Raw genomic sequence first — 25,848 nt, 5'->3', positions numbered from 1 at the left:
GCCGACGGCACCCCAAGACCACGCAGCTCCGGCACCGGGCCCAGGCGCCCGCGTCCGCTGCTTCCACTGCACAACCCACCGACAGCCCCACCGTGGACCAACTGCCCCTCACCGAGCTGATCTCATTGGTGGTCCTGCTGGTGCTGTCCGGGTTCTTCTCGGGCTCCGAGACGGCGCTGATGACCCTGAACCGCTACCGGCTGCGCCACCGCGCCGACAGCGGCCACCGCGGTGCCAAGCTCGCGCGCGCCCTGCTGGACCGCCCGGACCGGCTCATCGGCCTGATCCTGCTCGGCAACAATTTCGTCAACATCCTGGCGTCGTCGCTGGCCACGGTCATCGCGCTGAAGCTCGGCGGCGAGGGCGCCATCGCCATCGCGGCCGGGCTGCTGACGCTGGTGATCCTGATCTTTGCCGAGGTGACGCCCAAGACCCTGGCCGCCCTGCACCCGGAGGTGCTGGCCTACCCCGCCGCCTATGTCTATACGCCCCTGCTCAAGGTGATGCAGCCGGTGGTGTGGTCCGTGAACATCGTCACCAACAACCTGCTGCGCCTGCTCGGCGTGCAGCCGGATGCGCAGCAGGGCTCCGCCCTGAGCCGCGAGGAGCTGCGCACCGTGGTCAACGAAGCCGGCGCCATGATCCCGGAGCGCTCCCGGGACATGCTGCTCGGCATCCTGGACCTGGAGAACGCCGTGGTGGAGGACATCATGGTCCCCCGCAACGAGGTGGAGGGTATCGACCTTCAGGACCCCACCGACGAAATCGTCGCCGCCGTCAAGCGCGCCAATTACACCCGGCTGCCCCTGTTCGACGGCGGCATCGACAACGTCATCGGCATCTTCCACACCCGCCATACCATCGGCCTGCTCGACGGCGGCGAGGACGTGCGCGAGCGCCTGCGCGCCATCGCCCGCAAGCCCTACTACGTGCCCGAGGGCACCCGGCTCTACCAGCAGCTCATCGCCTTTCAGCGCGCCAAGGAGCGCGTGGCACTGGTGGTGGACGAATACGGCGACTTCCAGGGGCTGGTGACGCTCGCGGACCTGCTGGAGGAGATCGTCGGCGAGTTCACCACGGACCCCGCCGATGCCTATCCCGAGATCCACCGCGCCGACGACGGCAGCCTGCTCATCGACTGCAGCATCAACGTCCGCGAGCTGAACCGCGCCATGCGCTGGAGCCTGCCCAAGCACGGCCCCAAGACCCTGAACGGGCTCATCATCGACTACCTGGAGACCATCCCGCACCCCGGCACCAGCCTCAAGCTCTACGGCCACCCGCTGGAGATCATCCAGACGGACGAGAAGGCGGTGAAGACCGTCAAGCACCTGGGGCCCCTGCCCGCCGTCGCGGCCGTGACGGCCGGCGTGCACTGACGCACCGGGGCGCCCACCCCGGCAGATCGCGCCGTCGGTGGGCTTTCTCAGTCAGCTCGAACGGGTTCGGAGGCGGGCCGGTCGGCGGACGCCGCCTCGGCCTGGTCTCGCGCTTTGAGCTTTCTCATGTGGTTCAGCTGCGCGAAGACCAAATAGACTGCGAAGGTCCCGAATACGGTGAGCTCGGCTGCCATGAGGGCGTTCATCTGCATGATGGATCTCCGGTGGTGTGGTATTAGTGCGGTTGCGGGGTGCAGCGACCGCTGCGTCAGCAACTTGCGGGGGCCGCCGCCGCAGGGGCGTTGGTGTGGTGCAGCCGTATTTCAACCCGAGCTGCTGTGCGCCTTTTGGGCGATCACCTGCCGGCGGTGGACTGACGTCTGCCTACCCCGGGATGCCGACTGAAGGCGGCGTATCCGGGCGCCCCGCCACCTGCGCATTGGAGCACTAGGGCACTGTGGCCGGCGCGGCCAGCAGCTCGCCCAGGACGGCCGCGGCGACAGGCTTCACCAGATGGTGATGGAAGCCCGCAGCGCGGGTGCGCGCACGCACCTCGTCCTGGCTCCAACCGGTGACGGCGATCAGCAGCACGTGCCGACCCCAGTCGGTGGCGCGCAGGCGCTCGGCGGTCTCGCAGCCGTCGATCTCCGGCATGCCGATGTCGATGAGGGCGACATCCGGGCGGAAGTCCGCACCAACCCGCAGGGCGGAGAATCCGTCGTAGACGACCCGGGTGTTGTGACCGCGGAACCGCAGCATCAGGTCGAGGCAGTCGGCGGCGTCGCGATTGTCGTCGACGATGAGCACGCGGCGCCCCCCGCCGGACGCAGGGACGGGTGCCGGCGGGACGTGGCGCTGCTCGCAGACCTCAGCATCGACCAGGCAAGGCAGCCGCACGACGAAGGTGCTGCCGCGGCCCGGCCCGTCGCTGTGGGCCTCCACCTGCCCGCCATGCAGGTGCACCAGACAGCGCACCAGGTGCAGGCCGATGCCGAGGCCGCGCGCATCGGTCTGGGAGTGGTCGGAGACGAACCGCTCGAAGATCCGCGGCAGCAGCTCCGGGGCAATGCCGACGCCGTTGTCCTCGATCCGCACGACGCACTCGCCCGCGACGGCGTTGATCCGCACCACCAGCACGCCGTCGGGCTTGGTGTAGTGCGCGGCGTTGGTCAGCAGGTTGGTGAAAACCTGGCCCAGGCGCACGGGGTCGGCGTCCACAAGCAGCGGCGCCGGCGGCAGCTCCAGCGTCAGCCGGTGGCGGCGCGCGTCGAGAAGCGGGCGGCTGGTGTCCACGGCCTGCTCCAGCACCTCGGCGATGGCGACCTGCTCGCGCCGCAGCTCGATGCGCCCGCGGTCGATACGGCTCACGTCCAGCAGGTCATCCACCAGCCGCACCAGCTGCGAGAGCTGGCGCTGCATCTTCTCCACCGTCTGCTCCGCCCAGGGCAGTCCCCGGCCCTGCTCCGCCATGATGTCGAGCCCCGTGCCGAGCGGCGCGAGGGGGTTGCGCAGCTCGTGTGCCAGCGCGGCCAGGAAATCGTCCTTGCGCCGGGCCGACTCGCGCAGCGCAAGCTCGGCCTGCCGGCGCTCCGTGGTCTCTTCCACGACGATGCTGATGCCGGTGATGTCGCCCTCGACGTCGCGCACCGGCAAGGCGTGCGTCTGCCAGCTGCGCTCGACCCCGGGCCGGGACGGCGTTTCGCCAAGGGCCTCCTGGTTGTAGAGCGGTCTGCCGGTGGCGATCACCTCGCGCAGCAGCGGCTCTGTGGCATCCGCCACCGTCGGCAACAGCTCGCGCAGGGTCTTGCCGAGGTGTGCAGCCGCCGGGAAGCCGTTGATCTCGGCGAGCCGCTCGTTGATGCGCAGGTACCGCAGGTCCCGATCCAGCAGGCACAGGCCCACCGGCGCATTCCGGTAGAGATTCTCCAGCTCCGTCAGCCGTTGCTGGGCCAGCCTCTCGGCGGCGCGGGCCGCATCCTCGGCCTGTTTGCGCTCCGTCACATCCCAGACGATACCTGTCACGCGTACGGGACGACCCGCATCGAGGAGCACCCGACCTTCGCTGTGCAGCCAGCGCACCTCGCCGTTGCGGAGGATTCGGAACTCGATGTGCTGCAGGCCGTCGGCCGCCAGCGCGTGTCGGTACTCGGCCTCCACGCGGGCGCGGTCATCCGGATGGATACTTGCTATCCAGTGCTCGTGAGACGGCTTGATGCTCCGGGGCAGGCCGAACAGGTCGTAGTACGACGCGGACCAGAACCAGCGCTGGTCCGCAAGGTCGATGGCCCAGGCGCCCGCGCAGGCGCGGCGCCGGGCCGGGGTCAGCAAGGGCGCGTCCTCGCCGACGACCCAGAACGGGTCGTCGTCCGCCGGCAGCGGCACATCGGCAGGGGACACCGGAGAAGGAGATTCCGGCCGATGTCGCAGGGCAGCGCGCTCGCGCTCCAGCGCAGCGACACGCGCCTCGAGGGCATCGAGGCGCGCAGCCATGGCGTCCAGCTCGCTGGCAGGAGCGTTCGGCTTTCCGTTGTCGGCGGCGGAGTGCTGGGGCCGCGATCTGTGCCGCGTCATTCGGACCCTCTCCTGAAACCCGGTGTGCGTGCGGCAATAATCCTAGAAAGAGCAGTTGACCGCTTTCAAGCACTTGCAAATGCCTTAGCCCCGGGGACTTCAGGAGTACTTGCTGCGTCACCTGCCGGCTGAAAGCCGCTACGGCCGCCATGGCACGCCCCGCGCGGCGCCTGGCTGCGTTACAACTCCTCGGAATAGAACGACTATTCCTCGTCGTTGTGCCTTGCCAGGCACCCCGCGGGACGCACCCTGACGACCGTTCAACCGCTCCTTCTAGGATAACGCCGGGCGCGGCGCTGTCGGAAAAGCGCCGGAGCTTGAGACGCAAGGGCCGAATGCCCCGCGCTCACCAGGCAACTCTTCCTGCGGCGTCAGCCGCCGCCTGCGCTGTTCGAGGAGGTGCGGTACGCGCCTGAGCTGCTGTGGGCCATCAGGATGGCGGTGCACAGCACGGCCTTTGAGCGCTTGGGCGGCCTCGGACGGCAGCGCGGAGCGGGTGTGGTGTCTGCCCGGGTCAGTCCGATGTGCCTTTGGGCGGGGACGTGAGCGCGGTACCTGCGGGATATCTTGGATCGGAGCTGGGCCGACTGGAAGTCGGCGGCCCCAGGCGTGGGCCGACTGGACGTCGGCGGCCCCGGGTTGTCAGGCCGCGCCCTCGCCGGCCTGCGTGCCCGGGGTGTTTGCGCCTTCCGGCTGGTACGGCACCAGCAGCTCGTAGTCCACCAGCGCCCATAGGGTGCGGCCGCGGCGCTGGACGAGCCCCCTGGCGTCCGGCGTCGGGCGCACGATCAGGTGCCGGGGCTTGTGGTCCAGCACCTCCCAGCCCAGCCGGTGCAGGTCGTCCCGGGCGCCGAAGGTGAGGTCGCGCAGCTCGGCATCGCTGAGATAGCCCTGCCGATGGGCCTCTTCGGCGTCCATGCCGTCGATCCAGCGATACAGCAGGATGTACAACCGCTCCCAGTCGTAGGCCACGCGCGCGCCTTCCGCCTGCATGGCCTGGTCCTCCGCCAGCACCCGGTCGTACCACCAGCGGCGATGGCTGACGCGGCCGAGCTCCCAGTCCAGGTAGCGGGTGGCCGGGGAGTAGATGGCCAGCGGCGCCTTGGTGGGGATGCCGGCGCCGGCACTGGCGCGCAGGCGCTCCAGGTGGGCGACCTCTGCGAAGGGCGAAAGGAATTCGCTGGCAGCGATGCGGTCATGCTCGCCCCAGTCCACCGCCTCGCCGGCGGCGATGGACACGAGCGCATCCTGTGCGAAGCGGCTGAACTTCGCCACCAGCGCGAAGCGCGGGCACACCGGGTGCGGCACCGGCACCCGGTAGACGGCGCCGGTGGCACCCGCAAGCTGGCGGCCGATGCGGCTCAGGCGCTCACCCACGAACCACTGCGAGGGCAGGATGGAGGCGAGCACCGGCCAGCCGTGGCGGGTGACGTAGAGGTCCCCCGCCTGCTTGCCCCGCAGCTGCAGATAATCGACGCCGAAGACCCGCCGCCGCAGCGGGGCGGGCACGGCGTCGAAGGGCCGGTGCCGGTACAGGTGGGCACCGTGCTCGAACCGCTCCACCGGCCGGCCCCGTCAGGCGTCGTCCGGCTCCAGGAACGGCTGCTCCAGGAGCCGGCCGTAGTCCTCCAGGCCGCCGCCGTCCAGGCAGCACTCGATGATCCGCTGCCCGGTGGGCAGCAGGTCCGAGCCCAGGAAGGCCCGGAGCTCCTTTTGGAAGAACTCGGTCAGCATGGCGGCACCCTGGTCGTAGGCGTCCGGACCCACCTCGGGCTGCTGGTCCACCTCGAAGAACCAATGCCCGATGGTGCTGCCCTCCATGATGATCTTGCTCGGCGTATAGCCCAGCAGCGGGCAGCGGGACGGGCGCAGGCGATTGCCGGCGAAGCGGGCGCCGCCGCGGCGCGCGAGATACTCGCGGGTGATCCACTGCGGCATGAAGCCCACGTCCCAGGCGCCGATGTGCTGGTTGGGAATCAGCACATAGCGCACCTCCGGCGTCTCGATGATCTGGTTCAGCAGCAGGTTCGCGTGGTCCACCATGCGCCCGGTGGCGAAGGGCCAGTAGGAGCCGACGCCCTCGGCGGTCATGCCGGCGGTCTCGACGATGCTCGGATTGGCATGCCCACGCGGCGCCACCAGCCGCCACAGCCAGCCGAGCGCCGGCGGCAGCACATGGAACAGCCCGACGATGCCGTAGCTCGGCCGCGCCGCCGTGCAGGGCGGTGTGCGCACGCCCATGCTGCGCACATCCACGTCCACGCCGCCGCGGATGACTTCGGGGATGATGTTGCGCGGAATGATCACCCGCGGGTTCGGGCAGGGCTCGCCGGGGGCGTCCTCGATGTGCTCCCACAGAAGCGTGGTGGCACCTGGGCGTCCCTGGATATTCAGGAACAGCAGCGGCTCGGGGGGATGGACCGTCAGAGCCTCGATGTGCGGGTCCGTGCCGTAGCGCTCGATATGGTTGCAGCGCACGAACCAGGCCTCTTCCGCGTCCATCAGGGTCAGCTTGCCGTTACCCTTCTCGAGCGACGGGTGGCACAGGGCCATGTCGTCCGTCACCGGGCGCAGCTCGCAGCCCTGGGGCAGGGTCAGGGTGCGCTCCTCGCCGGTCTCCAGGTTGCGGCCGATGAGCAGTGTGCCGTCCGGCTGGCGGTGGGCGTACTCCAGCATCTCGCTCTTGCCGCCGCCGCTGGCGCCCTCGTGGGAGATCACGACCTTGTTCTCGTACGGCGTCACAACCTGCACCGTGGAGCAGTGCATGGTCACCCAGCGCTCCTCCTCGCCGATGTTGAGCAGCACGCCGTAGACGCCCTTCTTGGCGCTGGGCCCGGGATAGAGGTTGTAGCTGAACAGCTCGTGCAGGCCGTCGCGGCGGTTGTGCACCACCACCTGGCGACCGTCGAAGTGGGTGTGCCGGAAGGGCGGCGCGACATAGATGATCGCCTTGGGCCGGAAGTCGTCCGGCAGGTCCTCCACCGGCACGATGCCCTGCAGCAGCGCGAGCCCCAGCGCGAAGAAGCCGGCGTTGTCCGGGGCGATCACCAGCGCCTGGGTCGCCCCGCTGGACAGCCCGGCGTAGAAGGCGAACACGGCGAGCGGCTGGGTCTTGAGCCAGGCGAGGCTCGCCTCGCGCACCGGCTCGAAGGACTCGCCGAAGCGCTCCACATAGGTCGGCTTGTCGGTGGGGCGCTCGTCCCCGATGACCATGCAGTCCGGGTCGCGCCGGCGCATGTAGGGCTCGGTGTAGTTGGCGCAGATGCCGTTGCGGGTGCGGCAGACCGTGGCCTCGACCACAGGGCCGATGCCGGGCACATCGTAGGCGACCTCGTGCACCCCGTCAGGCGCATCGCGGACGGCGAGCTCCAGCAGCTCGGCGTGCGTTCCGGCCACGGTCACACTGGGCGCGGCGGTCAGCAGGTCGATGGTTTCCGGGGGCAGATCGAGATCGAGCAGGCGGCGCGGTGACAGACTCATCACTGAAAACAGCTCCGGTGAACGGAAAAACAAGGGGTGGATGAGGCGTGCCCCGCCCGTGCGCTGGTTCGGTTGGACGGCGGGGCGGCGCAGGGTTGCGCGGGGGTGGAAGCGGATGGTGTCAGGCCGCTTGCGCAGCGGCCATGGGTCGATCATATCCGCTGGAACGGCCCTGACAGCCTCCGTCACTTCGAAAAATCCGTCGAATGTGAAGGTTTCCCGATGTATTTGAGCCAAGGCAACGGATGCCGGCCGGTCAGAGCCACTCCAAGCAGCCTGAGGCCCAGGCCGGCGCCGCCGCCGGCCCGGCTTGAGGCTGAGCTCAGCGCTCGGCGTCCGCGGCAAAGAGCGCGTCCAGCTTCTGCTCGAAGCCGTGGTAGTCCAGGTGCTCGTAGAGGGCGGCGCGGGTCTGCATGCTGTCCACGACGCCCGCCTGGGTGCCGTCGCGGCGGATGGCCTCGTAGACGTTCAGCGCCGCCTGATTCATGGCGCGGAAGGCGGAGAGCGGATAGAGCACCAGGCCGACACCGACGCCCGCCAGCTCCTCGGTGGTGAACAGCGGCGTGGCACCGAACTCGGTAATGTTGGCGAGCACGGGCACGTCCAGGGCGGTCGTGAAGCGCTGGTATTGCTCAAGCGCCGTCAGCGCCTCCGGGAAGACCATGTCAGCGCCCGCCTCGACGCAGGCCGCCGCGCGCTCGAGCGCCGCATCCATGCCCTCCACCGCGAGCGCATCCGTGCGGGCCATGATCACGAAGTCATTGCTGCGCGCATCCACGGCCGCCTTGATGCGGTCCACCATCTCCGTGAGCGGCACGATGGCCTTGTTCGGCCGATGGCCGCAGCGCTTGGCGGCCACCTGATCCTCGATGTGGCAGCCGGCGGCGCCGGCGCGGGTCAGCTCGCGCACCGTACGGGCGATGTTGAAGGCGCCGCCGAAGCCCGTGTCCGCGTCCACCAGCACCGGCAGATCACAGGCGTAGGTGATGCGGCGCACGTCCACCAGCACGTCCTCCAGGCCGGTGATGCCGAGGTCCGGCACGCCGAGGGAGCCCGCGGCGACGCCGCCGCCGGAGACGTACAGCGCGCGATAGCCCGTGTGCGCCGCAAGCAGGGCGTGGTAGGCGTTGATGGCGCCCATCACCTGCAGCGGGCGCTCTTCCTGCACGGCGCGCCGCAGCAGGGCGCCTGGGGTTTGGGACATGGTGACCTCCGGTGGTTGGGATGAGGAAGTATGGTGTACGAAGTACGGGGTACGAAGTAGTTAGTACGGCGTACGCGGTACGGAGTCCGGAATGTCCAGTGCGAGGTACGAGGAGCGAGGCGCGAGGGGCGCCGTACCGATCGAGCTGACGCGAATCGATCCCCTGGTGAGCGTGAGACCCCGCACCGAGCCCCCGTACTCCGTACTCCGGACTCTTACGCACTTTATCCCGTCACCACCGCCAATGCCCCAGCACCCGACAATCGCCCCACCACCGCCTCCCGCCCCCGACTTCCGACAACAGCCGCACAATCGCCGACGGAGCAGACCGCTATACTGCTGCGGTCGCCAGCAGAGAGCCCCGCAGCATGCGCAGCCCCGCCGTCCGTCAAGCCGCCCCGCAGGATGCGCCCGCTGCCGCAGACGCGGAGGCGCTCCTCAGCGCCGGCCGCGCCGTGCATGCCCGGCTGCGGGACAACCTCGCCGCTGTGCTGCGCGGCCAGGACCAGGCCATCCGCTGGCTGCTGGCGGCGCTGGCCGTCGGTGGCCATGTGCTGCTGGAGGACGTGCCCGGCACCGGCAAGACCACGCTGGCCAAGGCCCTGGCGCGCTCCATCCACGGGCGGTTCAAGCGGGTGCAGTTCACGCCGGACCTGATGCCCTCGGACATCCTGGGCGTGTCGGTGTACGACCCCGCCGAGCACGCCTTCCACTTCCGTCCCGGCCCGGTGTTCACGCAGATCCTGCTCGCCGACGAGATCAACCGCGCCTCGCCGCGCACCCAGGCGGCGCTGCTGGAGGCCATGGGCGAGGCACAGGTGAGCGTGGACGGCGAGCTGCGCCCGCTGGACGCGCTCTTCTTCGTCATCGCCACGCAGAATCCCATCGAGCTGCACGGCACCTATCCGCTGCCGGAGGCGCAGATGGACCGCTTCGCCCTGCGCTTCGGGCTCGGCTACATCGGCGCCGAGGCCGAGGCCGCCCTGCTGCACGACCAGCGCAGCGGCCATCCCCTGGAGCAGCTCCTGCCCTGCGCGAGCGCCGATGACATCCTGGCGCTGCGGGCGGCGGTGCAGCGGGTGCGCGTCGCCGAGCCTCTGCGCCGCTACATCGTGGCGCTGGTGGCCGCCACCCGCGAGCGCGAGGGCGTGGCCCTGGGCGCGAGCCCGCGGGCCTCGCTGACCCTGATGAAGATCGGCCAGGCGCTGGCGCTGTTCGACGGCCTCGACTACCTGCCGCCGGAGCCGGTGCGCGAGGCGGCGGTGCCAGTCATCGCCCATCGCCTCGGCCTCGACCCCGCCGCCCGCTATGCCGGGCGCCAGGCCGCCGACGTGGTGCAGGAGTGCCTCGCCGAGGTGCCGCCGCCGGCCTGATGCAGCAGCGCGCCACCGAGCCCGCCACCAGCACACCGGCAGGCCGCCCGCCGGCCCGCCGGCACGGCCTCGCCGCCCGCGCCGGGCGCTGGCTCAAGGCCTGGAGCTGGCTCAACCTGCGGCTCGCCAGCAGTACGCAGGAGTGGCTGCGCCGGCACTTCACCCCGGCCGGTCAGGGGGTGCTCGCGGCGACCTTGGCCGCCGGCCTGTTCGGACTCGACACCCGGCTCACGGCGGCGCACCAGGTCTTCGCCTTCGGGCTCGCGCTGCTCGCCATCGCCTGGCTCGGCACCCGGGCGCCTATGCCGCCGCTCGCGCTGCGGCGCCGGGCGCCGTCCCGTGCCGCGGCCGGGCAGCCCTGCCGTTATCGCGTCGAGGTGCAGCACGCCGGGCGCCGGCCCGCCCGCGGCCTGACCCTGCACGAGCGTCTGCCGGACCCGCGCCCCGGCCTGGCCACCTTTCTTGACCGCCGCGCACCGGTGGAGGCGACGCTGAATCCCTTCGAGCGCCTGCTCGGCTATCCGCGCTGGGAATGGCTGTTGCAGCAGGCCCGCCGTGCCGAGGCGGCGCCGCCCGCGGCCCTGCCGTTGCTCTCACCCGGCAGCAGCGCGGTGCTGGAGCTGACGCTCACGCCTACGCGCCGGGGCTGGCTGTCGCTGGATGCATTGGTGCTGGGGCGGGAGGACCCACTCGGGCTCATGCGCCGGGAGCGGCGCGTCGCCGGCGAAGCCCGCTGCCTGGTGCTGCCCGTGCGGCATCCGGTGCCGGCGCTGCGCCCGCCCGGGCGCCGGCGGCTGCAGCCGGGCGGCGTCGAGCAGGCGTCGCGCGTCGGCGACTCGCAGGAATTCATGGGCCTGCGCGACTACCTGCCCGGCGACTCGCCCCGCCACATCCATTGGGCCGCCTGGGCGCGCTGCGGGGAGCCGGTGGTGAAGGAGTACCGGGACGAGTTCTTCAGTCGTCAGGCGCTGGTGCTGGACACCTGCCCGGCGGCGGGTGACGACCCCGGGCGCTTCGAGGCGGCGGTCAGCGCGGCCGCCTCGCTCATCGCTCCGCTGGGGGAGCGCCCGAACGGCCCGGACGGCCTGCTGGACCTGGTGCTCTGCGCGGACGGCCCCCGCATCCTCACCGCCGGTCGCGGACTCATGTCCACCGCGGCCATGCTGGAGGTGCTGGCCTGTGTGGCGCCGCAGCCGCCGGCGGCCTTCGCCGCGCTGGCCGAAACATTGACCGTCCGCGCGACCCGGCAGAGTGCCTGTCTGTGCGTGCTGCTGGGGTGGGATGCGGAGCGCCGTGCGCTGGTGGAGCAGCTGCGGCGCGTTGGGCTGCCGGTGACGGTGGTGGTGGTGGATGGTGCGGATGAGCCCGAGCCGGACGACGGCGAGGTCATAGGGTTGGATGTGCGGGATTTGGCGTCTGGGCTGGGGCGGTTGTCGTTGGGTTGATCTTTGGGTGGTGGGGGAGCGAGGTGTTGGTCGCCTGTCTCGGAGCGCCCGCCGCGGGCATTGAGCCCGCGGCGGGGGCAGCCGACTGGAAGTCGGCGCTCCCAGGGGGCTCGCGGCGGGGGCAGCCGACTGGAAGTCGGCGCTCCCAGGGAGCCTGCGGCGGGTGCGGCCGACTGGAAGTCGGCGCTCCCAGGGAGCCCGCGGCGGGGGCAGCCGACTGGAAGTCGGCGCTCCCAGGGAGCCCGCGGCGGGTGCGGCCGACTGGAAGTCGGCGCTCCCAGGGGGCTCGCGGTGGGTGCGGCCGACTGGAAGTCGGCGCTCCCAGGCGCTCCCAGGCGCCCGCAGGGCTACTCGTCGTGCAGGGCGGCCACCGGGTCCAGCGCGGCGGCGCGCAGCGCGGGCAAGACGCCGGCGGCGAGGCCGATGGCGCCGGCGGCGAGCTCCGCGAGCAGCACGAAGTCCCAGGCTAATCGTGTCGGCAGCGCCGGCACCAGCACGCCGATGAGCCAGGCGCCGCCGGCACCGACGCCGAAGCCCAGGGCGCCGCCGGCGAGCGCCAGCAGCGTCGCCTCAAGCAGGAAAAGCGCCAGGATCTGGCCGCGGCCGGCGCCGAGCGCCCGCAGCAGGCCGATCTCGGCGCGACGCTCGGCGACGGCGATGGTCATGATGGTGAGGATGCCGATGCCGCCCACCACCAGGGAAATGGCGCCCAGGGCGGCGACCACCGCGGTCAGCACGTCCAGCACCGAGCCCAGCACCTCCAGCATCTGGTCCTGGGTGGTGATGGTGAAATCCTCGCGGCCGTGTCGCTGCACCAAGAGTGCCTTCACCCGCTCGGCGACGACGGCGCTGTCCGCGGCGCGGTCGTAGAGCAGGTCGATCTCCATCAGCCCCTCGCGGTCGAACATGGCGAGCGCCCGCTGCACGGGGATGTAGACACTGTCGTCGAGGTCGAAGCCCAGCATCTGGCCCTTGGGCGCCATCACGCCGATGACCCGGAAGGGCTCACCGCCGATGCGGATGCGCGCGCCGAGCGCCGCCGCACCACCAGACGCGCTTCGCTGGAACAGCTCCCGGTGCAGCTTGGCGCCGAGCACCGCCACCGGCCGCGCGGCCCCATCCTCCGGCAGGAAGCGCCCCTGGACCGGGCGCATGCCCCAGATGGCCGGCACCTCCGGCCCGGCACCGAACACCAAGGTGCGCCGGCTGCGCCGGCCCGCCTCCACCGCAGCGTTGCCGGTCACCACACCCACCACGGCCTCCACGTCCGGCACCCGCGCAAGCGCCGCCACGTCGTCCATGGACAGGGGCCGCACGCTCGCGATCATGGCGCCGGACATGCCCATGGTGGTGGTGCGGCCCGGGGTCACGGCGATGAGGTTGGTGCCGAACTGGGTGAACTCGGCGAGCACGAAGCGGTGCACCCCCTCGCCGATGGCCGTCAGCAGCACCACCGCCGCCACCCCGATGCCGATGCCGGACAGCGTCAGCAGGCTGCGGCCGCGACGCGCGAGCACGGCGCCTGTGGTGTAGCTCAGGATGTCGCTTGCACGCATGATCGGTGCGAGTCGGCCATTTCCTCTCGGTGATGCACAGGCGGGCTGAGGGCTGAGGGCTGAGGGCTGAGGGCTGAGGGCTGAGGGCTGAGGGCTGAGGATCATGCTTTCATTGCTCGGGCAATGCTCAGATGAAACCTCGCGCCTCGCCCCTCACCCCTCAAGCTTCATTCAGCGCCCGCACCGGATCGAGCCGCGCGGCGCGCCGCGCCGGCAACAGCCCGAACAACAGCCCAGTGCCGATGGAGACCAGGGCTGCAGCGAGCGGCGCCCACACCGGCACCACCAGCTGAAAGGCCGGAAATTGGGCATTGAACAGCCAGACACCGGCGTAGGCCAGCGCGATGCCGGCGACGGTGCCGGCGCAGGCGAGCAGGAGCGCCTCGGTGAGGAAGAGCCCGAGCACGTCTCGCTGCCTTGCACCCAAAGCCTTGAGCAACCCCACCTCGGGGGTGCGCTGGGACACGGACACCAGCATGACGTTCATGATCAGCACGCCGGCCACCGCGAGGCTGATGGCGGCAATGCCGGCCACGGCGAGGGTCAGCGCCCCGAGGATGCGATCAAAGGTGCCGAGCAGCGCATCCTGGGTGATGACGGTGACGTCGTCTTCGCCCTCGTGCCGGGCGCGGATGATGGCACGGATGTCGTCTGCGGCGGTGTCCAGGGACTCGCGCCCGCCCGCCTGCACCAGCACCCGGAACAGGCCGGGATCGTCGAACAGCGCCTGGGCGCTGGCGACGGGGATGATGGCGGCGTCGGCGAGATTACTCCCGAGCGACACACCGCCCGCCGACAGCAGCCCGATGACGCGGAAACGGCGGTCGCCGATGCGCAGCCGCCGGCCGATGGGGCTCTCACCCCGGAAAAGCGCCTCTGCCAGGGTCTGCCCGAGCACAGCCACCGGCAGCGCCCGATCCGGGTCGCCGGGCGGCAGGAAGCGCCCGGCGGCGAGTGTGAGGCGGCGCACATCGATGAAATCCGCCGTGGAGCCGAGAATGGTCACCTCACGCGAGAGCGCGCCGACGGAGACCTCCGCCGCGCCGACGGTGATGGGCGCCACACGCTCCACATGCCGCGAGCGCAGCAGCGCCTGGGCGTCGCCCAGGGTCAGGTCCCGCGGCGTCTCGCCGAACAGCGGCGGCATGCCACCGGTGGTCTCGTGACGGCCGGGGACGATGATGAGCAGATGCGTGCCGAGCTGCATGAATTCGTCCAGCACATAGCGACGGGCCCCCTCCCCCAGCGCCGACAGGAGCACCACCGCGGCCGTGGCGAAGGCCATGGCCGCCAGTGTGAGCCAGGTGCGCGTCGGGTGTGCCGTCAGCGCGCGGGCAGCGCTGGTGAGGGTGTCCGTGGGCTGCATGGGGCCGGGCGCCGCGTTGCATCGTCGCCGCAGCATGCCACAGCACCGCGCACGGCGTTCGCAGCAGCCCCTCCACGCATCCCCTCGACGGGCATCTGCCGTCAATCGGCGAGAACGGCGCCGTCGTCCATGTGGATGCGCCGGCGTGCGCGCTCGCCGAGGTGCTGATCATGGGTGACCACCACGAGGGTCAGCCCCTGGGCGTTGAGAGCCTCCAGGGCCGCGATCACATCATCGCCGCTGGCGCGGTCGAGGTTGCCCGTGGGCTCGTCGGCCAGCAGCAGCCCCGGGCGGGTGACGGTGGCGCGGGCAATGGCCACGCGCTGGCGCTGGCCGCCGGAGAGCTGGTCCGGGCGGTGGTCGGCGCGGGGGGTCAGCCCCATCGCCTCCAGCGCCGCAGCGACCTGCTGGCGGCGCTCGCGGACGGGGCGGCCGGCGAGGGTCAGCGGCAGCTCGACGTTCTCGGCGGCGGTGAGCCGCGGGATCAGATGAAACGCCTGGAAGACGAAGCCGATGCGCTCGCGTCGCAGCCGTGCCCGGCGCTCTTCGGGAAGACGGGTGGTCTCGATGCCGTCCAGGCGGTAGCTGCCGGCGTCCGGGCGATCCAGCAGGCCCAGGATGTTGAGGAGCGTGCTCTTGCCCGAGCCGGACGGCCCCATCACCGCGGCATAGTCGCCGTCTGCCAGCGTGAGGTCCAGGTCGCGCAGGGCATGGACCACCTGGTCGCCCACCTGGAAGCGGCGCTCGATGCCGTGGAGCTCGATCATCCCCGCCGCCACGGCTGCTGCGCGAGTCGTCCGCGGATCATGCCGACACAGGCCGCGTGGGGCGAGGCGGCTCAGTCACCGTCGGCGTCCTCCGCCACCGCGAGCGCGCCGGCCTCGACGCCGTCACGGTCCACGGAGAGCACCACGTGCTCGCCTGCCCTGAGCCCGGCGGTCACCTCGGTGCGCTCCCAGTTGGCGAGGCCCGCCCCGATGTCGCGGGCGACGAGGACGCCGTCCGCGCCCACCACCAGCACGGCGTCGGGAACGTCCCCGAATCCCGGCGCAATGGCGGCGGTCGGGATCACCAGGGTGTCGTCGGCGACGGCGGTGACGATCTCCACATCGGCGCTGTAGCCCGCGAGCAACGGTGGGTCCTCAGGCGGATCGGCGATGACCACCTCCACCTCCACGGTACGGGCCTGCTTCTCCTGATCCAGCACATAGGGCGCAATGCGCCGGACGACGCCCGGAAACTCGCGGTCCTGGTAGGCATCCAGCGTCACCCGGGCGTCATCGCCGAGGCGCACCCGGGCGGCGTCCACCTCGTCGATGGGGGCAGAGATGTAGAAGCAGCTGTCGTCGATGAGGTCCACCGCAGGCGGGGTCGGGATGCCCGGCGGCGAGGGCGTGACATACTCGTTCAGCTCGCCGGACACCTCCGCGACAACGCCGGCGAAGGGCGCCGTGAGCCGGGTCCGCGCCAGCTCCGCCCGGGCGACACCCACCTGTGCCGCGGCCACCCGCGAGGAGGCGCGGGCGGCCTCGCACTCGGCACGGCCGGCGGCGGCGGCGGTCTGCGCCCGGTCCACGGCCTCCTCGCTGGTCATGCGCCGCGCCATCAGCTTCTCCTGGCGCGCTGCCTCCCGCTCCGCCTGGTCGGCATTCAGGCAGACGGCGCGGGCGCGGGCGCCGCCGGCCTCGGCCTCGCGCTCGGCCAGCTCAAGGCGGGCGATGAGGTCTTCATTCCAGAGCGCCAACAGCAGCTGCCCGGCCTCGACGCGATCGCCCTCGTGCACGTCCAGCGCCGCGATCTGACCACCCATGGCCGGCGCCAGCCGCGCCCGCCGGCAGGCCTTGACGGTGCCGGCGCGGGTGTTGGCAACCAGCTCCTCCACCCGGCCGCGCTCCACCTCGGCCACACGGACCTCCACCTGCAGGGGCCTTGCCACATACCACCAGGCGGCGGCGCCCCCGGCGGCGAGGCCCAGGATCAGCAGGGGGCCGATGGGCAGGCGCATGGGGTGGACAATCGCATTATCCGCAAGCGTATCCACCCGCAAGCAGGCGGATGGCATCGCGGTTGGTCCAGGAGCCCGTGAGGCGCGCGGCGGCCTCAGCGGGCAGCCAGCGGCAGCCGCTGTGCTCATCAGCGGCCAGGCGGATGCGGCGGCGCCCCGGAAGCCGCAGCGAGAACCAGTGCTCGCGGTTGAAGCAGACCCCAGGGCGATAACGGGCGCGCCAGGCCGGCTTGATGGGAAAGAGCCGACTCTGGTGCAGGTCGACAATGGCCGCGGTCCCGATCAGCCCCGTCTCCTCCCGCAGCTCCCGGAGCGCCGCGGCCCGCGGCGACTCCCCCGGGAGCAGGCTGCCGGTGACGGATTGCCAGAAGTGCGGCGGTCGCACGCGGTTCAGGAGCAGAAACTCACCGGCCTCGGTGTACACCACGACCAGGACCGAGACCGGGCGCTTTGCAGGTGCTGATTGCAGAAGATGGCCGGAAGTCACTGGGACACGCCCCAGCCCTCAGCCTCAAGCCCCTCAAGCCCGGAGCCTGATCCGCAGCGCCAGCTCGTGCAGCTGCGCCTCGTCCACCGCGGACGGGGCGTCGGTGAGCAGACAGGAGGCGGTCTGGGTCTTGGGGAAGGCCATGACGTCGCGGATGGACTGGCTGCCGGTCATGAGCATCACCAGCCGATCGAGCCCGAAGGCGATGCCGCCGTGGGGCGGGCAGCCGTACTTGAGCGCCTTGAGCAGGAAGCCGAAGCGGGCCTCGGCGTCTTCGTCGGCGATCTTGAGCAGCCGGAAGATGCGCCGCTGCACATCCTCGCGGTGGATACGGATGGAGCCGCCGCCGACCTCTGTGCCGTTCAGTACCAGGTCGTAGGCGCGGGACTCGACACCGCCGGGGTCGGACTCCAGACGCTCCAGCTGGTCCTCCTTGGGCGCCGTGAACGGATGGTGCAGCGCCACCCAGCGGCCCGTGTGCGGGTCGTGCTCGAACATCGGGAAGTCCACCACCCAGAGCGGGCGCCACTCACCGGAGGCCAGTCCGCGGTCGTGCCCGAGTCGGGTGCGCAGCGCACCGATGGATTCGTTGACGACCTCCGCCTTGTCCGCGCCGAAGAAGACCAGATCGCCGTTTTCGGCCCCCGTGCGCTCCATGATGCCGGTGACGGCGCTGTCCGGCAGGAACTTCAGGATGGGGGACTGCAGCCCCTGGCGCCCCTGCCCCGCCCAGTCGTTGACCTTGACGTAGGCGAGACCCTTGGCGCCGTAGATGCCGACGAATTTGGTGTAGTCGTCGATCTCCTTGCGGGAGAGCTCGGCACCGCCCGGCAGGCGCAGCGCCACCACCCGACCTTCCGGGTCGGCGGCGGGGCCGGCGAAGACCTTGAACTCCACCTCATCCATCAGGTCCGCCACGTCCACCAGCTCCAGCGGCACGCGCAGGTCCGGACGGTCGGAGCCGAAGCGGCGCATGGCCTCGGCGTAGGTCATGCGCGGGAAGGGGTCGGGCAGATCGACATCCAGCACCTCTTTGAACAGCGTGCGGATCATCTGCTCCATCAGGCCCGTCAGCTCGGTCTCGTCGAGGAAGGAGGTCTCGATGTCGAGCTGCGTGAACTCGGGCTGGCGGTCGGCGCGCAGGTCCTCGTCGCGGAAACAGCGGGCGATCTGATAGTAGCGGTCGAAGCCCGACATCATCAGCAGCTGCTTGAACAGCTGCGGCGACTGCGGCAGGGCGTAGAACTCGCCCGGGTGCACGCGGCTCGGCACCAGGTAGTCGCGGGCGCCTTCGGGCGTGGACTTGGTGAGGATGGGGGTCTCGATGTCGAGGAAGCCCTCGGCGTCCAGGAAGGCGCGCAGGGTTGCCGTGATGCGCGAGCGGATGCGCAGGCGCTCCTGCATCTCCGGGCGGCGCAGGTCGATGTAGCGGTAGCGCAGCCGGACCTCTTCCGACGTGTCGGAATGATAGTCCTCCAGCTGAAAGGGCGGCGTCTCGGCGCGGTTCAGCACCGTCAGCTCCAGCGCCAGCACCTCCACCTCGCCGGTGGCCATGTTCGGGTTCTCGGTGCCCTCGGGCCGGCGGCGCACCCGGCCCTCGACCGCGATCACGAACTCGCTGCGCAGCTGCTCGGCCAGCGCGAACATCTCCGGTCGGTCCGGGTCGAACACCACCTGCACCAGGCCGCCGCGGTCGCGCAGATCGACGAAGATGACGCCGCCGTGGTCGCGCCGGCGATGCACCCAGCCGGTGAGCCGGACCGTCTCGTCGATGAGCCCGGCGTGGAGGTCGCCGCAATAGTGACTGCGCATGGTGGTCGGTCCCCTTTACCGTCGACGGCTGCCGTGTCGACCTGTGGAAAATGCTTCGGGCGGCTGCTCGCCGCCCAAAATAACACGTCAAGATAGCGCCGCCCCCGAGGCGGCGCAAGCTGACCGCCGGGCCTCAGCCCGCGGCCGCCGGTTTGGGCTTGGGCTGGGCGGGCTTGCTGTCGGCAGCCGGCTTCGCGGCGGTCTGCTTGTCGCCGCCGGTCTTGCCCTGGCCGCTATCCCCGGCCTTGTCGCCGGACTTGCCGGCATCCGCGGCCTTCTCCTTGGGCTTGTCGTCGGCCTGGTGCAGGTTCTTCTTGCCGTCCTTCTTGAAGTCGGTCTCGTACCAGCCGGCGCCCTTGAGACGGAACGCGGCGGCGGTGAGCTGTTTCTTCAGCGCGGCGGCACCGCAGGCAGGGCAGTCGGTCAGGGGGGCATCGCTGATCTTCTGCAGCGCGTCCAGTTCGTGGCCACAGGCCTCGCAGCGATAGGCGTAGATGGGCATCGTCGGGTCCTCACCGGGGGAAATCGATCAACCCGCCCATGGTAGGGTTTGCGCGTGGTGATTCAAACTACGTCGTCCCCGAGCCACCACCGGAGGCAAGCATGACACTGCAACTGACCTCGCCCGCCTTCGCCGAGGGCGGGCGTATCCCCCGCGAGCACACCTGCGAGGGTGCGGACACCTCGCCGCGGCTCGACTGGCAGGGCGTACCGGACGGCACCCAAAGCCTGGCCCTGATCGTCGACGACCCGGACGCACCGGACCCGGCGGCGCCGCGCATGACCTATGTCCACTGGGTGCTCTACAATCTGCCGCCGGACAGCACCGGCCTGCCCCCGGGGGTTCGCGGTGACCAGCTCCTGCCCGGCGCCAAGGCCGGCCTCAACGACTGGGGCCAGCCGGCCTACGGCGGACCCTGCCCGCCCATCGGCCGGCATCGCTATTTCCACAAGCTCTATGCGCTGGACACCGTGCTGAGCGGCCTGGACCAGCCCACCAAGGCGCAGCTCGAGGCCGCCATGGCGGGCCATGTGCTGGCGGAGGCGCTGCTGGTAGGTACCTACCAGAAAGGTGATTCAGCCTGAGCCGGGTGCGCCTGGCCCCAGGCGCACCGCATCGCTGAAAACCGCCACGTAGCTTTGCCGAGGGGCATTTGCCGCAGGCTTCCCGAGTACGTGTCGATCCCCGTGCAGCGCCTCGTCGGCCACGTCTCAGAAGCCCGCGCGCAGCAGCTCCCCCAGCTCGCGGGTGAGCCGCTGCTGACCGTCGCGGATCGAGACATAGCGATCAGACGCCTGATCGTAGCGAACGGCGCCCAGGTCCATCAGCAGCGTCAGCAAGTTAGGGTCGTCGATATGGCGGTAGGCCGGATTCTCGACCATCTCGAAGCTCGCCTGCCGCAGCCGTGCGTTGACTCGATTCATAAAATGCGGCCACATGCCGTCGTACAGTGCGATGGCTTCGCGGAAACCCGGATAGGCCTGCACCAGAGTCAGCGCCTGCGCGTCCCGCAGCAGCTGATCGGGCGTCAGTCGCGCCGGGTCGGGCGGGTTGCCGTGCTCGATGAGAAACAGCCAGTAGTCACGGCAAGCGCCGCGTACGCTCTCATAAAGCCGGAGGTTGCCGAGCACGGCGTAGCTGAGCCCATTGGCCAGGTGCAACGCCATCTCCGGGTTGTCCAAGCACTCGGTGAGCGCCTCGGCCTGGCGCAGCGCTACCGGCGGGTCGTCCAAGCACTCTGTGGGCGCTTCACCCTGAATCCTCTTCTTCGCCTCAATCAAGGACTTCTTCACCTCACTCAAGGACCCGGACCATAGACTGGCCGGCTCCTGGGAGACAGCGCTCTGAAACAGTGGCGGCACATTGACTCGGCAGTGGAAGAGTTTCTCCAGATAGGCGGTAGGGTCGAAGCTAGGCTGCCGCCGGTAGTGCTCGTAGAGAAATTCCTCCAGCATCGCGATGTTCACTGCCCAGATGCTGCTGAGCGGCCATTTCGCCGGATCCTGCGATGAAACTGAAGCAGCTTCAGCGTCGTCCAATGCCAACGGATGACCATCTCGAGCCGCGGATCGCCCGCGCACGAACAGCCGCCGGAGCCATGAGCGCAGCCGCCGCGGCCAAGAGCGCTTGTCGATCTTCGCTTCACGCCCGGCCGGCCAGGCCTCCTCGGCGTTGCCCGCTGACTGCTTACGCTTGGGCTGGGGCAGGAACAGGTGATAGAGGCTGTCCAGCACGGCCACCGCTTCGTCGGGCCGGGCTCGGTCCAGGTCATCGACGATCAGCAGAATCCGCTCCGCACCGTGGGTGGCCGCCAGGCGCTCGAGCAGCAGCCGCATCTGCCCTCGCAATACGCGCATCTGCAGTGGCGGCAGAGCCCCCTCCGCATCGGCCCGGGAATTCTCGCGCTGCGCGTACAGCTTTGCCGTGAGCCGCGCCAGCCAGAAGGCGAGGGTGCCGCCGGGTACAGCAGCGACGGCGTCTTTGAGGTACGGCATGGCCTCAACGCCGAGATCGAGGAAGGCCTGCCAGACGTACTTGGACTCGGCGACCAATCGCTCGGGGAGCGGCTGGGATACGTCTGAAGCCGCCTCCGCCTTCGCCACCTCCAAGGCGAGGAAGCGCAGAAAGCCCGCGGCACAGTCCTGGTGTGCCGTCTCCTCCCAGGGGGAGAAGGTGAGCACCTTCCACGGCCTGCGCTGGCCTGCCGCGACATGCTCTTCAAGCTCGCGCTCAAAATCCTCTCCCTCAAGCAGGGTCGTCTTGCCCGAGCCCCAGGGCCCCGCCAGCAGGATGTTCCGCGACTCCTTCCTCAGCGCACCGCCGAGCCGCGCGACGATCTCATGCCGACAGAGAAGACTATCGGACTGCGTCGGATGGTCCGCCGCGTCAGTCATGGCCCGCCTCCCCGGGGGCGCCACAAAGCTCGGCGGCCAGCGCCATGATCCGCGGCTGCTGGTCGGCCCAAGCGGGCCAACTCGCCAGCTTGGCGAAGGTATCGCTGTCGGTCACCGGGGTGCCAATATCGTCCTGGAATACGGCGTCGCGAGCCTGCTCGATCACCGCGGGCTTCGTCGGCTTCTCACTCAGCGCTGCCAACGCGTCTTTATGCTTGTCCGACAGCGCAGCGAGGAGGCGCCTATTATCCGGCTCCCCGTCTGCCTGTATCCGCTGCCAGATGACGGCGGCACGGGCGGCATATGCCCCGCCTCCACGGCCATAGACCTGCGCCGCAAGCAGGCCGAGCGCCACACGGGATGCGATCGAGGAGCCGCGCTCCGATGCGTTCCCGGCCCAGGTCAACAGGGTCTGGGTCCAGATCTCAGCGGTGCGGTCCGGCGCCGCGGCGAGCATGTCCAGGTCCGCAAGGAGCCCGAGGTTGACCCTGAGCCCGAGCCGCTCTTCGGAGCTGTTACTCCGGCTCTGCCCCACATAATTGTTGGCGACGAACATGGCGGCGACCCAGGGCGAGGCCCGGCAGGTCTCCAGCACGGCCCAGATGACGCCCAGGATGGTCCCCTTGCGCGGCAGGTTGGTGGAATCGCGGCCGATGACCATGTCCAACATGCTGTCGAATCTGGTCAGGGAGGCATATTGCGCAATCCGGGCCTCCACCAGCAGCCGGCCCATGTGCGCATCCACGACATCCTGCACTTTTGGTATCAGCTCGGCATCCGGCAGACCCCGCGCTTTGTCCAGTTGCAGCCGCAGGGTAGCCAGGTGCAGGCGTGTGGCACCGTCCTCGGCGCTCACCGTCGCAAGCAGCGCCTCGCACCGATCGAGCATGACACCGTCATCGGGGAAGCGCGCCGGAATCAGCCGCCCACGCCTGGGCTCCTCGACATACGCCTTGGTCAGGAAATCCGCGTAGTAGAGCGGGATCGAGCCGTGCTGAGGATTGAGGTGCACGGCGGCATCGAACAGGGCATCGCACTCGGCCTCGAACGGCGCCTGATCGTCGATGAGCACCGCCAGGTTCGACAGACTGGTGGCGGTGGACTGGGCGAAGTACGGCAGGTGACGCTCCAGATAGCGATCCGCGTACTCACCGACGATGGGGAAGACATCCCGGACGCCGTTTCGATGTCTGGCGAGTGCATAGTCCTGAAAGCTCGAGACCTGCTCCGCGACGGTGGCACCCTGGGGCATACGACCGAAGTGGCCGCGCACCCAGTCCGCGAACTCGGGGTCGCGCCCGCCTTCCAGCGCCGGCGCGACGGTGCCTCGTGCAGAGACGCGCGGTGCCTGCGCACCGCGCTGCTCGGCGTGCAGGGCATCGAGCAGCCGCAGCAGCAGGACACGCTCCTCGTGGTTCTCCGGCCAGACCTCGCGCAGCCGGTCTTCGGTCAGAATGGTCGAGGACTCGATCAATGCGCGTAGCTGATCGAAGAACAAGGCCAGCTGCCGAAAGCCGACCTGCGTCTGCGAGCCCGCTGCATTGGCTGCGGCGGCAATGAACCGGAAAATCTCAGGCTCTTCCCGCTTGACGCGCCAGAACAGATGGAACTCCTGCTCCAGCAGCGTCTCCGCCGGACCGCCCTGAGTGCCGCCGCTCTGGACCAGCCGTGCCCGCAGGTAGGCCTTGAGCTGGCGCGGGGTGAGCGCTGAGGCCAGGGCTCGATAGGCTGGCCGCAAACGCAGCAGCCCACGGCGCTCATCGAGACAGACGAGCTGGCGCAGCCCCTCGGCGAGGGGGGTCAGCTTGGCCAGGAAGATTTTCTCCGCGGGCCGCGCCTTGTTCGGATCCTGAAAACTGGCCGGGTCCTCGAATGTGCCTTCTTTCGATGCCGGCGGCGCTCCAGCCGGGGTACCGGGGTGGTCGGCCCCGTGCGCTACCGACGGCGTCGGCGGCTCCTCATTGTCAGGTGCAGCCTGCGCGTCGTCATCGAGGCCCGCCACCTCAGGGGCTTGAAGCGGAGCTGGAGCGCCGGGCGGAGGCGGCGGGTCGTCGGGGTCGGACCGGCGCCACACCAGGCGATCCTCGTCCAGCCCGTCCAGGAGCCAGGTCAGCAGGTACTCAGCGAGTATGGGATCAGGATCGGGCGCTCGCCGCTCGCCACCGGGCTCGGCGCAGCGCTCCAGGACGGACTCCGGCACAGTGCCGAAGTCCTTTCGCGGCACCCTCAGCAGTTCCAGAAGGCCGGGGCGGAGACCGAGAAACCCCGCCCCCGCGGCGGCCTCAGCCGCGGGCTCACTCAACCTGGGCAGGCGCAGAATGACGTCCAGGTATTTCTCTAGCGCCGAATTGGCCGTGACATAGACATGACCGTCCGCATGGGTACCATTCTTGTCCATCCATGCGAGGACGCCCCGCTCCATCAGCTCGCGGTCGCAGGCGATGACGAAGCGCACGGCGCGACTGCTGCGAAAGCGCAGCAGCAGCTGGATTACCGCCTCGGCAACATCCAGCTTGCAGCGGTCGAGGTCGTCCAGATAGACCACCAGCGGCGTGCCCAGCCGGTCCGGTGCCCAGCCCAGGCGCCGGTCGATCATCTGCTCGATGGTGTTGCTGCGGTAGACACGGCTGACGGCCGATGCGGCCCCGGCCATGCGGTTCGGCCGCAGGGGCTCGTTGCCGCTGCCGCCGTCACACGCCGGCTCGAAGGGACCTTCACTGCGCCACAGGTCCTCCAGGGCCTGCAGGATCATTGGGTCCAGTCCTTTATTGTCCTCGGGGACGCGGTCAGGGTGCCAGCCGTCCGGGTGGACCAACGGCGCGTCCGCACAGAGATTCTCGACCATGGCACCGATCACGGCCGCCACCGCCGAGGAGCTGGTGTAGCTCGTGATGAGCGGCATGGTGAGCCAGAGCTGAAGGGGCTCCAGCGGATGGTTTTCAAGGTGAGTCAGCAGAGCACGCAGGAAGCTGGTCTTACCGACACCATAGCGACCGGAGATCAGGGCATGGCCGCTGTGCTCGCTCCCTACCACAGCCGCTGCCAAGCGCGTCAGCACCTGAGGCTCCTCGCCGTCCATGCCCCAGTACAGCTTCCAAAGCAGGGCTTCGTCGACCGGCGCCTCGTTCAGGCGCCCGGCGAGCAATTCCCGTGACTCACTCATTCCATCAGGTTCCCTTTCTTTCGCTGCCCACCCGAGAGTGGGCTGTGCCACCATGATGCAGCACAGACCGCGCCGCCAGTGGGCTGATCTCTTCGGCTACCTGAGCCCGCAACCAAAATCGCCCAAGTCGAGTGGAAATGCTACGCGGCAGTCCGGCACGGCACAAGAGCGCATTCATGACCACAGCACCGACAATTCTCATCACCGGCTGCTCCAGCGGCATCGGCTACAGCTGCGCGCACGGGCTTGCGGCGCGCGGCTGGCGGGTCATCGCCTCGGCACGGCGGGCGGCGGATGTCGCCCGGCTTCAGGGCGAGGGCCTCGACGCCGTCCAGCTGGACCTGGACGACCCCGCGAGCATCCGCTCCGGGCTGGATGCGGCCCTGGCGCTGACGGGCGGGCGTCTGGATGCACTCTTCAACAACGGCGCCTATGGCCAGCCGGGTGCGGTGGAGGACCTGACGCGCGAGGTCCTGCGCGCTCAGCTCGAGACCAATCTGCTCGGCTGGCACGACCTGACCCGGCGCGTGATCCCGCTCATGCGCGCCGAGGGGCACGGGCGCATCGTGCAGAACAGCTCCGTGCTCGGGCTCATCGCGCTGCCATACCGCGGCGCCTATGTGGCGAGCAAATTCGCGCTGGAAGGGCTCACGGACACCCTGCGGCTGGAGCTGGCGGGCAGCGGCATCCACGTGAGCCTGATCGAGCCCGGCCCCATCCTGAGCCGCTTCCGCGACAATGCCCATGCGGTCTACCGGCGCACCATCGACGCCGAGCACAGCGTGCACCGGGCCACCTATCGGCGCATGGAGGCGCGGCTCACCACCGAGGGCCCGGCCCAGCCCTTCACGCTGCCGCCGGAGGCGGTGCTGAAGAAGCTGGTGCATGCGCTGGAGAGTCCGCGGCCACGCCCGCGCTACTACGTGACCTTTCCGACCCATCTCATGGGCACACTCAGGCGCCTGCTCAACACCCGGGCGCTGGACTGGGCGCTCGCGCGCATCAGCCGCGGGGGACGGGGTTGACTGCGTAACACCTGCTCAGGGCGCTGGCGCGCCCAGTTGCTTGTGGTGGAGGCGCTTCGCTGATTCACCCCAGTTGCCCCTGCGTGC

General features: G+C 70.0%; 19 protein-coding genes. 5 read left to right on the top strand and 14 right to left on the bottom strand.

Going from position 1 to position 25,848, the window contains the following annotated elements:
* Positions 1 to 92 precede the first annotated feature (92 nt).
* On the top strand, positions 93 to 1,379 hold the full coding sequence (locus QZ607_RS03335; RefSeq protein ID WP_295879636.1) for an HlyC/CorC family transporter: 1,287 nt from the start codon (positions 93 to 95) through the stop codon (positions 1,377 to 1,379).
* Between the two features lie 47 nt (positions 1,380 to 1,426).
* Here QZ607_RS03335 and QZ607_RS03330 read toward each other — a convergent pair whose 3' ends face one another.
* The 5 genes from QZ607_RS03330 to prpB form a co-directional block, all read right to left on the bottom strand.
* A complete protein-coding gene (locus tag QZ607_RS03330) occupies positions 1,427 to 1,591 on the bottom strand; it encodes a hypothetical protein (RefSeq protein ID WP_295879634.1) in 165 nt (54 codons plus the stop codon).
* Positions 1,592 to 1,826: 235 nt separating this feature from the next.
* A complete protein-coding gene (locus tag QZ607_RS03325; protein ID WP_295879632.1) occupies positions 1,827 to 3,869 on the bottom strand; it encodes a PAS domain-containing protein in 2,043 nt (680 codons plus the stop codon).
* A 723-nt stretch (positions 3,870 to 4,592) separates the two neighbouring features.
* On the bottom strand, positions 4,593 to 5,513 hold the full coding sequence (locus QZ607_RS03320) for a hypothetical protein (RefSeq protein ID WP_295879630.1): 921 nt from the start codon (positions 5,511 to 5,513) through the stop codon (positions 4,593 to 4,595).
* Positions 5,514 to 5,525: 12 nt separating this feature from the next.
* Positions 5,526 to 7,430: a DUF4914 family protein gene (locus QZ607_RS03315; protein WP_295879628.1), complete on the bottom strand. Its 1,905-nt coding sequence runs from the start codon at positions 7,428 to 7,430 to the stop codon at positions 5,526 to 5,528.
* Between the two features lie 322 nt (positions 7,431 to 7,752).
* On the bottom strand, positions 7,753 to 8,634 hold the full coding sequence (prpB, locus tag QZ607_RS03310) for a methylisocitrate lyase (RefSeq protein WP_295879626.1): 882 nt from the start codon (positions 8,632 to 8,634) through the stop codon (positions 7,753 to 7,755).
* 368 nt (positions 8,635 to 9,002) lie between these two features.
* Here prpB and QZ607_RS03305 point away from each other — a divergent pair, with 368 nt between their 5' ends.
* Entirely contained in the window at positions 9,003 to 10,007 is a 1,005-nt protein-coding gene (locus tag QZ607_RS03305; RefSeq protein WP_295879623.1) for a MoxR family ATPase, read from the top strand.
* Positions 10,007 to 11,452, top strand: coding sequence for a DUF58 domain-containing protein (locus QZ607_RS03300; RefSeq protein WP_295879621.1), 1,446 nt, complete (start codon positions 10,007 to 10,009; stop codon positions 11,450 to 11,452). Before QZ607_RS03305 ends, QZ607_RS03300 begins: the two co-directional genes overlap by 1 nt.
* Positions 11,453 to 11,799: 347 nt before the next feature.
* On the opposite strand, the gene QZ607_RS03295 is transcribed toward QZ607_RS03300, so the two are convergent.
* The 7 genes from QZ607_RS03295 to QZ607_RS03265 all read right to left on the bottom strand — a co-directional run bounded on the left by QZ607_RS03295 (position 11,800) and on the right by QZ607_RS03265 (position 19,180).
* Positions 11,800 to 13,008 carry an ABC transporter permease gene (locus tag QZ607_RS03295; protein ID WP_295879619.1) on the bottom strand — a complete coding sequence of 403 codons (1,209 nt, stop codon included), beginning with the start codon at positions 13,006 to 13,008 and terminating at the stop codon, positions 11,800 to 11,802.
* A gap of 160 nt (positions 13,009 to 13,168) precedes the next feature.
* The gene (locus tag QZ607_RS03290; RefSeq protein ID WP_295879618.1) at positions 13,169 to 14,374 is read right to left on the bottom strand and encodes an ABC transporter permease; all 1,206 of its coding nucleotides are present in this window, start codon (positions 14,372 to 14,374) and stop codon (positions 13,169 to 13,171) included.
* A gap of 101 nt (positions 14,375 to 14,475) precedes the next feature.
* Positions 14,476 to 15,141, bottom strand: a complete 666-nt coding sequence (locus QZ607_RS03285; protein WP_295879617.1) for an ABC transporter ATP-binding protein — start codon at positions 15,139 to 15,141, stop codon at positions 14,476 to 14,478.
* 71 nt (positions 15,142 to 15,212) lie between these two features.
* Positions 15,213 to 16,436: an efflux RND transporter periplasmic adaptor subunit gene (locus QZ607_RS03280; protein WP_295879615.1), complete on the bottom strand. Its 1,224-nt coding sequence runs from the start codon at positions 16,434 to 16,436 to the stop codon at positions 15,213 to 15,215.
* A complete protein-coding gene (gene nudB, locus QZ607_RS03275; RefSeq protein ID WP_367268146.1) occupies positions 16,396 to 16,806 on the bottom strand; it encodes a dihydroneopterin triphosphate diphosphatase in 411 nt (136 codons plus the stop codon). Before nudB ends, QZ607_RS03280 begins: the two co-directional genes overlap by 41 nt.
* A 93-nt stretch (positions 16,807 to 16,899) precedes the next feature.
* Complete coding sequence (gene aspS, locus QZ607_RS03270; protein WP_295879612.1) at positions 16,900 to 18,678, bottom strand: aspartate--tRNA ligase; 1,779 nt, start codon at positions 18,676 to 18,678, stop codon at positions 16,900 to 16,902.
* 133 nt (positions 18,679 to 18,811) lie between these two features.
* Positions 18,812 to 19,180 carry an FmdB family zinc ribbon protein gene (locus QZ607_RS03265; RefSeq protein ID WP_295879610.1) on the bottom strand — a complete coding sequence of 123 codons (369 nt, stop codon included), beginning with the start codon at positions 19,178 to 19,180 and terminating at the stop codon, positions 18,812 to 18,814.
* A gap of 101 nt (positions 19,181 to 19,281) precedes the next feature.
* Here QZ607_RS03265 and QZ607_RS03260 point away from each other — a divergent pair, with 101 nt between their 5' ends.
* Positions 19,282 to 19,764 carry a YbhB/YbcL family Raf kinase inhibitor-like protein gene (locus QZ607_RS03260; protein ID WP_295879607.1) on the top strand — a complete coding sequence of 161 codons (483 nt, stop codon included), beginning with the start codon at positions 19,282 to 19,284 and terminating at the stop codon, positions 19,762 to 19,764.
* 126 nt (positions 19,765 to 19,890) lie between these two features.
* Here QZ607_RS03260 and QZ607_RS03255 read toward each other — a convergent pair whose 3' ends face one another.
* Together QZ607_RS03255 and QZ607_RS03250 are read right to left on the bottom strand one after the other, a co-directional pair.
* The gene (locus tag QZ607_RS03255; protein WP_295879604.1) at positions 19,891 to 21,573 is read right to left on the bottom strand and encodes a P-loop NTPase fold protein; all 1,683 of its coding nucleotides are present in this window, start codon (positions 21,571 to 21,573) and stop codon (positions 19,891 to 19,893) included.
* The gene (locus QZ607_RS03250) at positions 21,566 to 24,736 is read right to left on the bottom strand and encodes a P-loop NTPase fold protein (protein ID WP_295879601.1); all 3,171 of its coding nucleotides are present in this window, start codon (positions 24,734 to 24,736) and stop codon (positions 21,566 to 21,568) included. Before QZ607_RS03250 ends, QZ607_RS03255 begins: the two co-directional genes overlap by 8 nt.
* A 176-nt stretch (positions 24,737 to 24,912) precedes the next feature.
* Between QZ607_RS03250 and QZ607_RS03245 the strand changes: the two genes are divergently transcribed.
* Complete coding sequence (locus QZ607_RS03245) at positions 24,913 to 25,761, top strand: SDR family oxidoreductase (RefSeq protein ID WP_295879598.1); 849 nt, start codon at positions 24,913 to 24,915, stop codon at positions 25,759 to 25,761.
* Positions 25,762 to 25,848 lie beyond the last annotated feature (87 nt).

This window comes from uncultured Thiohalocapsa sp., from assembly GCF_913063425.1.
In the GTDB taxonomy this organism is placed as follows: Bacteria; Pseudomonadota; Gammaproteobacteria; order Chromatiales; family Chromatiaceae; genus Thiohalocapsa.
Note: the sequence above shows the minus strand (reverse complement) of the source record. Positions and strands in the feature narration are given on the sequence as shown.

What these genes read in the sequence shown, in the direction of transcription:
- QZ607_RS03330 (WP_295879634.1), bottom strand. Translation starts at nt 1,591, where the DNA reads ATGCAGATGAACGCCCTCATGGCAGCCGAGCTCACCGTATTCGGGACC.
- QZ607_RS03325 (WP_295879632.1), bottom strand. Translation starts at nt 3,869, where the DNA reads ATGGCTGCGCGCCTCGATGCCCTCGAGGCGCGTGTCGCTGCGCTGGAG.
- QZ607_RS03315 (WP_295879628.1), bottom strand. Translation starts at nt 7,430, where the DNA reads ATGAGTCTGTCACCGCGCCGCCTGCTCGATCTCGATCTGCCCCCGGAA.
- prpB (WP_295879626.1), bottom strand. Translation starts at nt 8,634, where the DNA reads ATGTCCCAAACCCCAGGCGCCCTGCTGCGGCGCGCCGTGCAGGAAGAG.
- QZ607_RS03305 (WP_295879623.1), top strand. Translation starts at nt 9,003, where the DNA reads ATGCGCAGCCCCGCCGTCCGTCAAGCCGCCCCGCAGGATGCGCCCGCT.
- QZ607_RS03300 (WP_295879621.1), top strand. Translation starts at nt 10,007, where the DNA reads ATGCAGCAGCGCGCCACCGAGCCCGCCACCAGCACACCGGCAGGCCGC.
- QZ607_RS03295 (WP_295879619.1), bottom strand. Translation starts at nt 13,008, where the DNA reads ATGCGTGCAAGCGACATCCTGAGCTACACCACAGGCGCCGTGCTCGCG.
- QZ607_RS03290 (WP_295879618.1), bottom strand. Translation starts at nt 14,374, where the DNA reads ATGCAGCCCACGGACACCCTCACCAGCGCTGCCCGCGCGCTGACGGCA.
- QZ607_RS03285 (WP_295879617.1), bottom strand. Translation starts at nt 15,141, where the DNA reads ATGATCGAGCTCCACGGCATCGAGCGCCGCTTCCAGGTGGGCGACCAG.
- QZ607_RS03280 (WP_295879615.1), bottom strand. Translation starts at nt 16,436, where the DNA reads ATGCCATCCGCCTGCTTGCGGGTGGATACGCTTGCGGATAATGCGATT.
- aspS (WP_295879612.1), bottom strand. Translation starts at nt 18,678, where the DNA reads ATGCGCAGTCACTATTGCGGCGACCTCCACGCCGGGCTCATCGACGAG.
- QZ607_RS03265 (WP_295879610.1), bottom strand. Translation starts at nt 19,180, where the DNA reads ATGCCCATCTACGCCTATCGCTGCGAGGCCTGTGGCCACGAACTGGAC.
- QZ607_RS03260 (WP_295879607.1), top strand. Translation starts at nt 19,282, where the DNA reads ATGACACTGCAACTGACCTCGCCCGCCTTCGCCGAGGGCGGGCGTATC.
- QZ607_RS03255 (WP_295879604.1), bottom strand. Translation starts at nt 21,573, where the DNA reads ATGACTGACGCGGCGGACCATCCGACGCAGTCCGATAGTCTTCTCTGT.
- QZ607_RS03250 (WP_295879601.1), bottom strand. Translation starts at nt 24,736, where the DNA reads ATGAGTGAGTCACGGGAATTGCTCGCCGGGCGCCTGAACGAGGCGCCG.
- QZ607_RS03245 (WP_295879598.1), top strand. Translation starts at nt 24,913, where the DNA reads ATGACCACAGCACCGACAATTCTCATCACCGGCTGCTCCAGCGGCATC.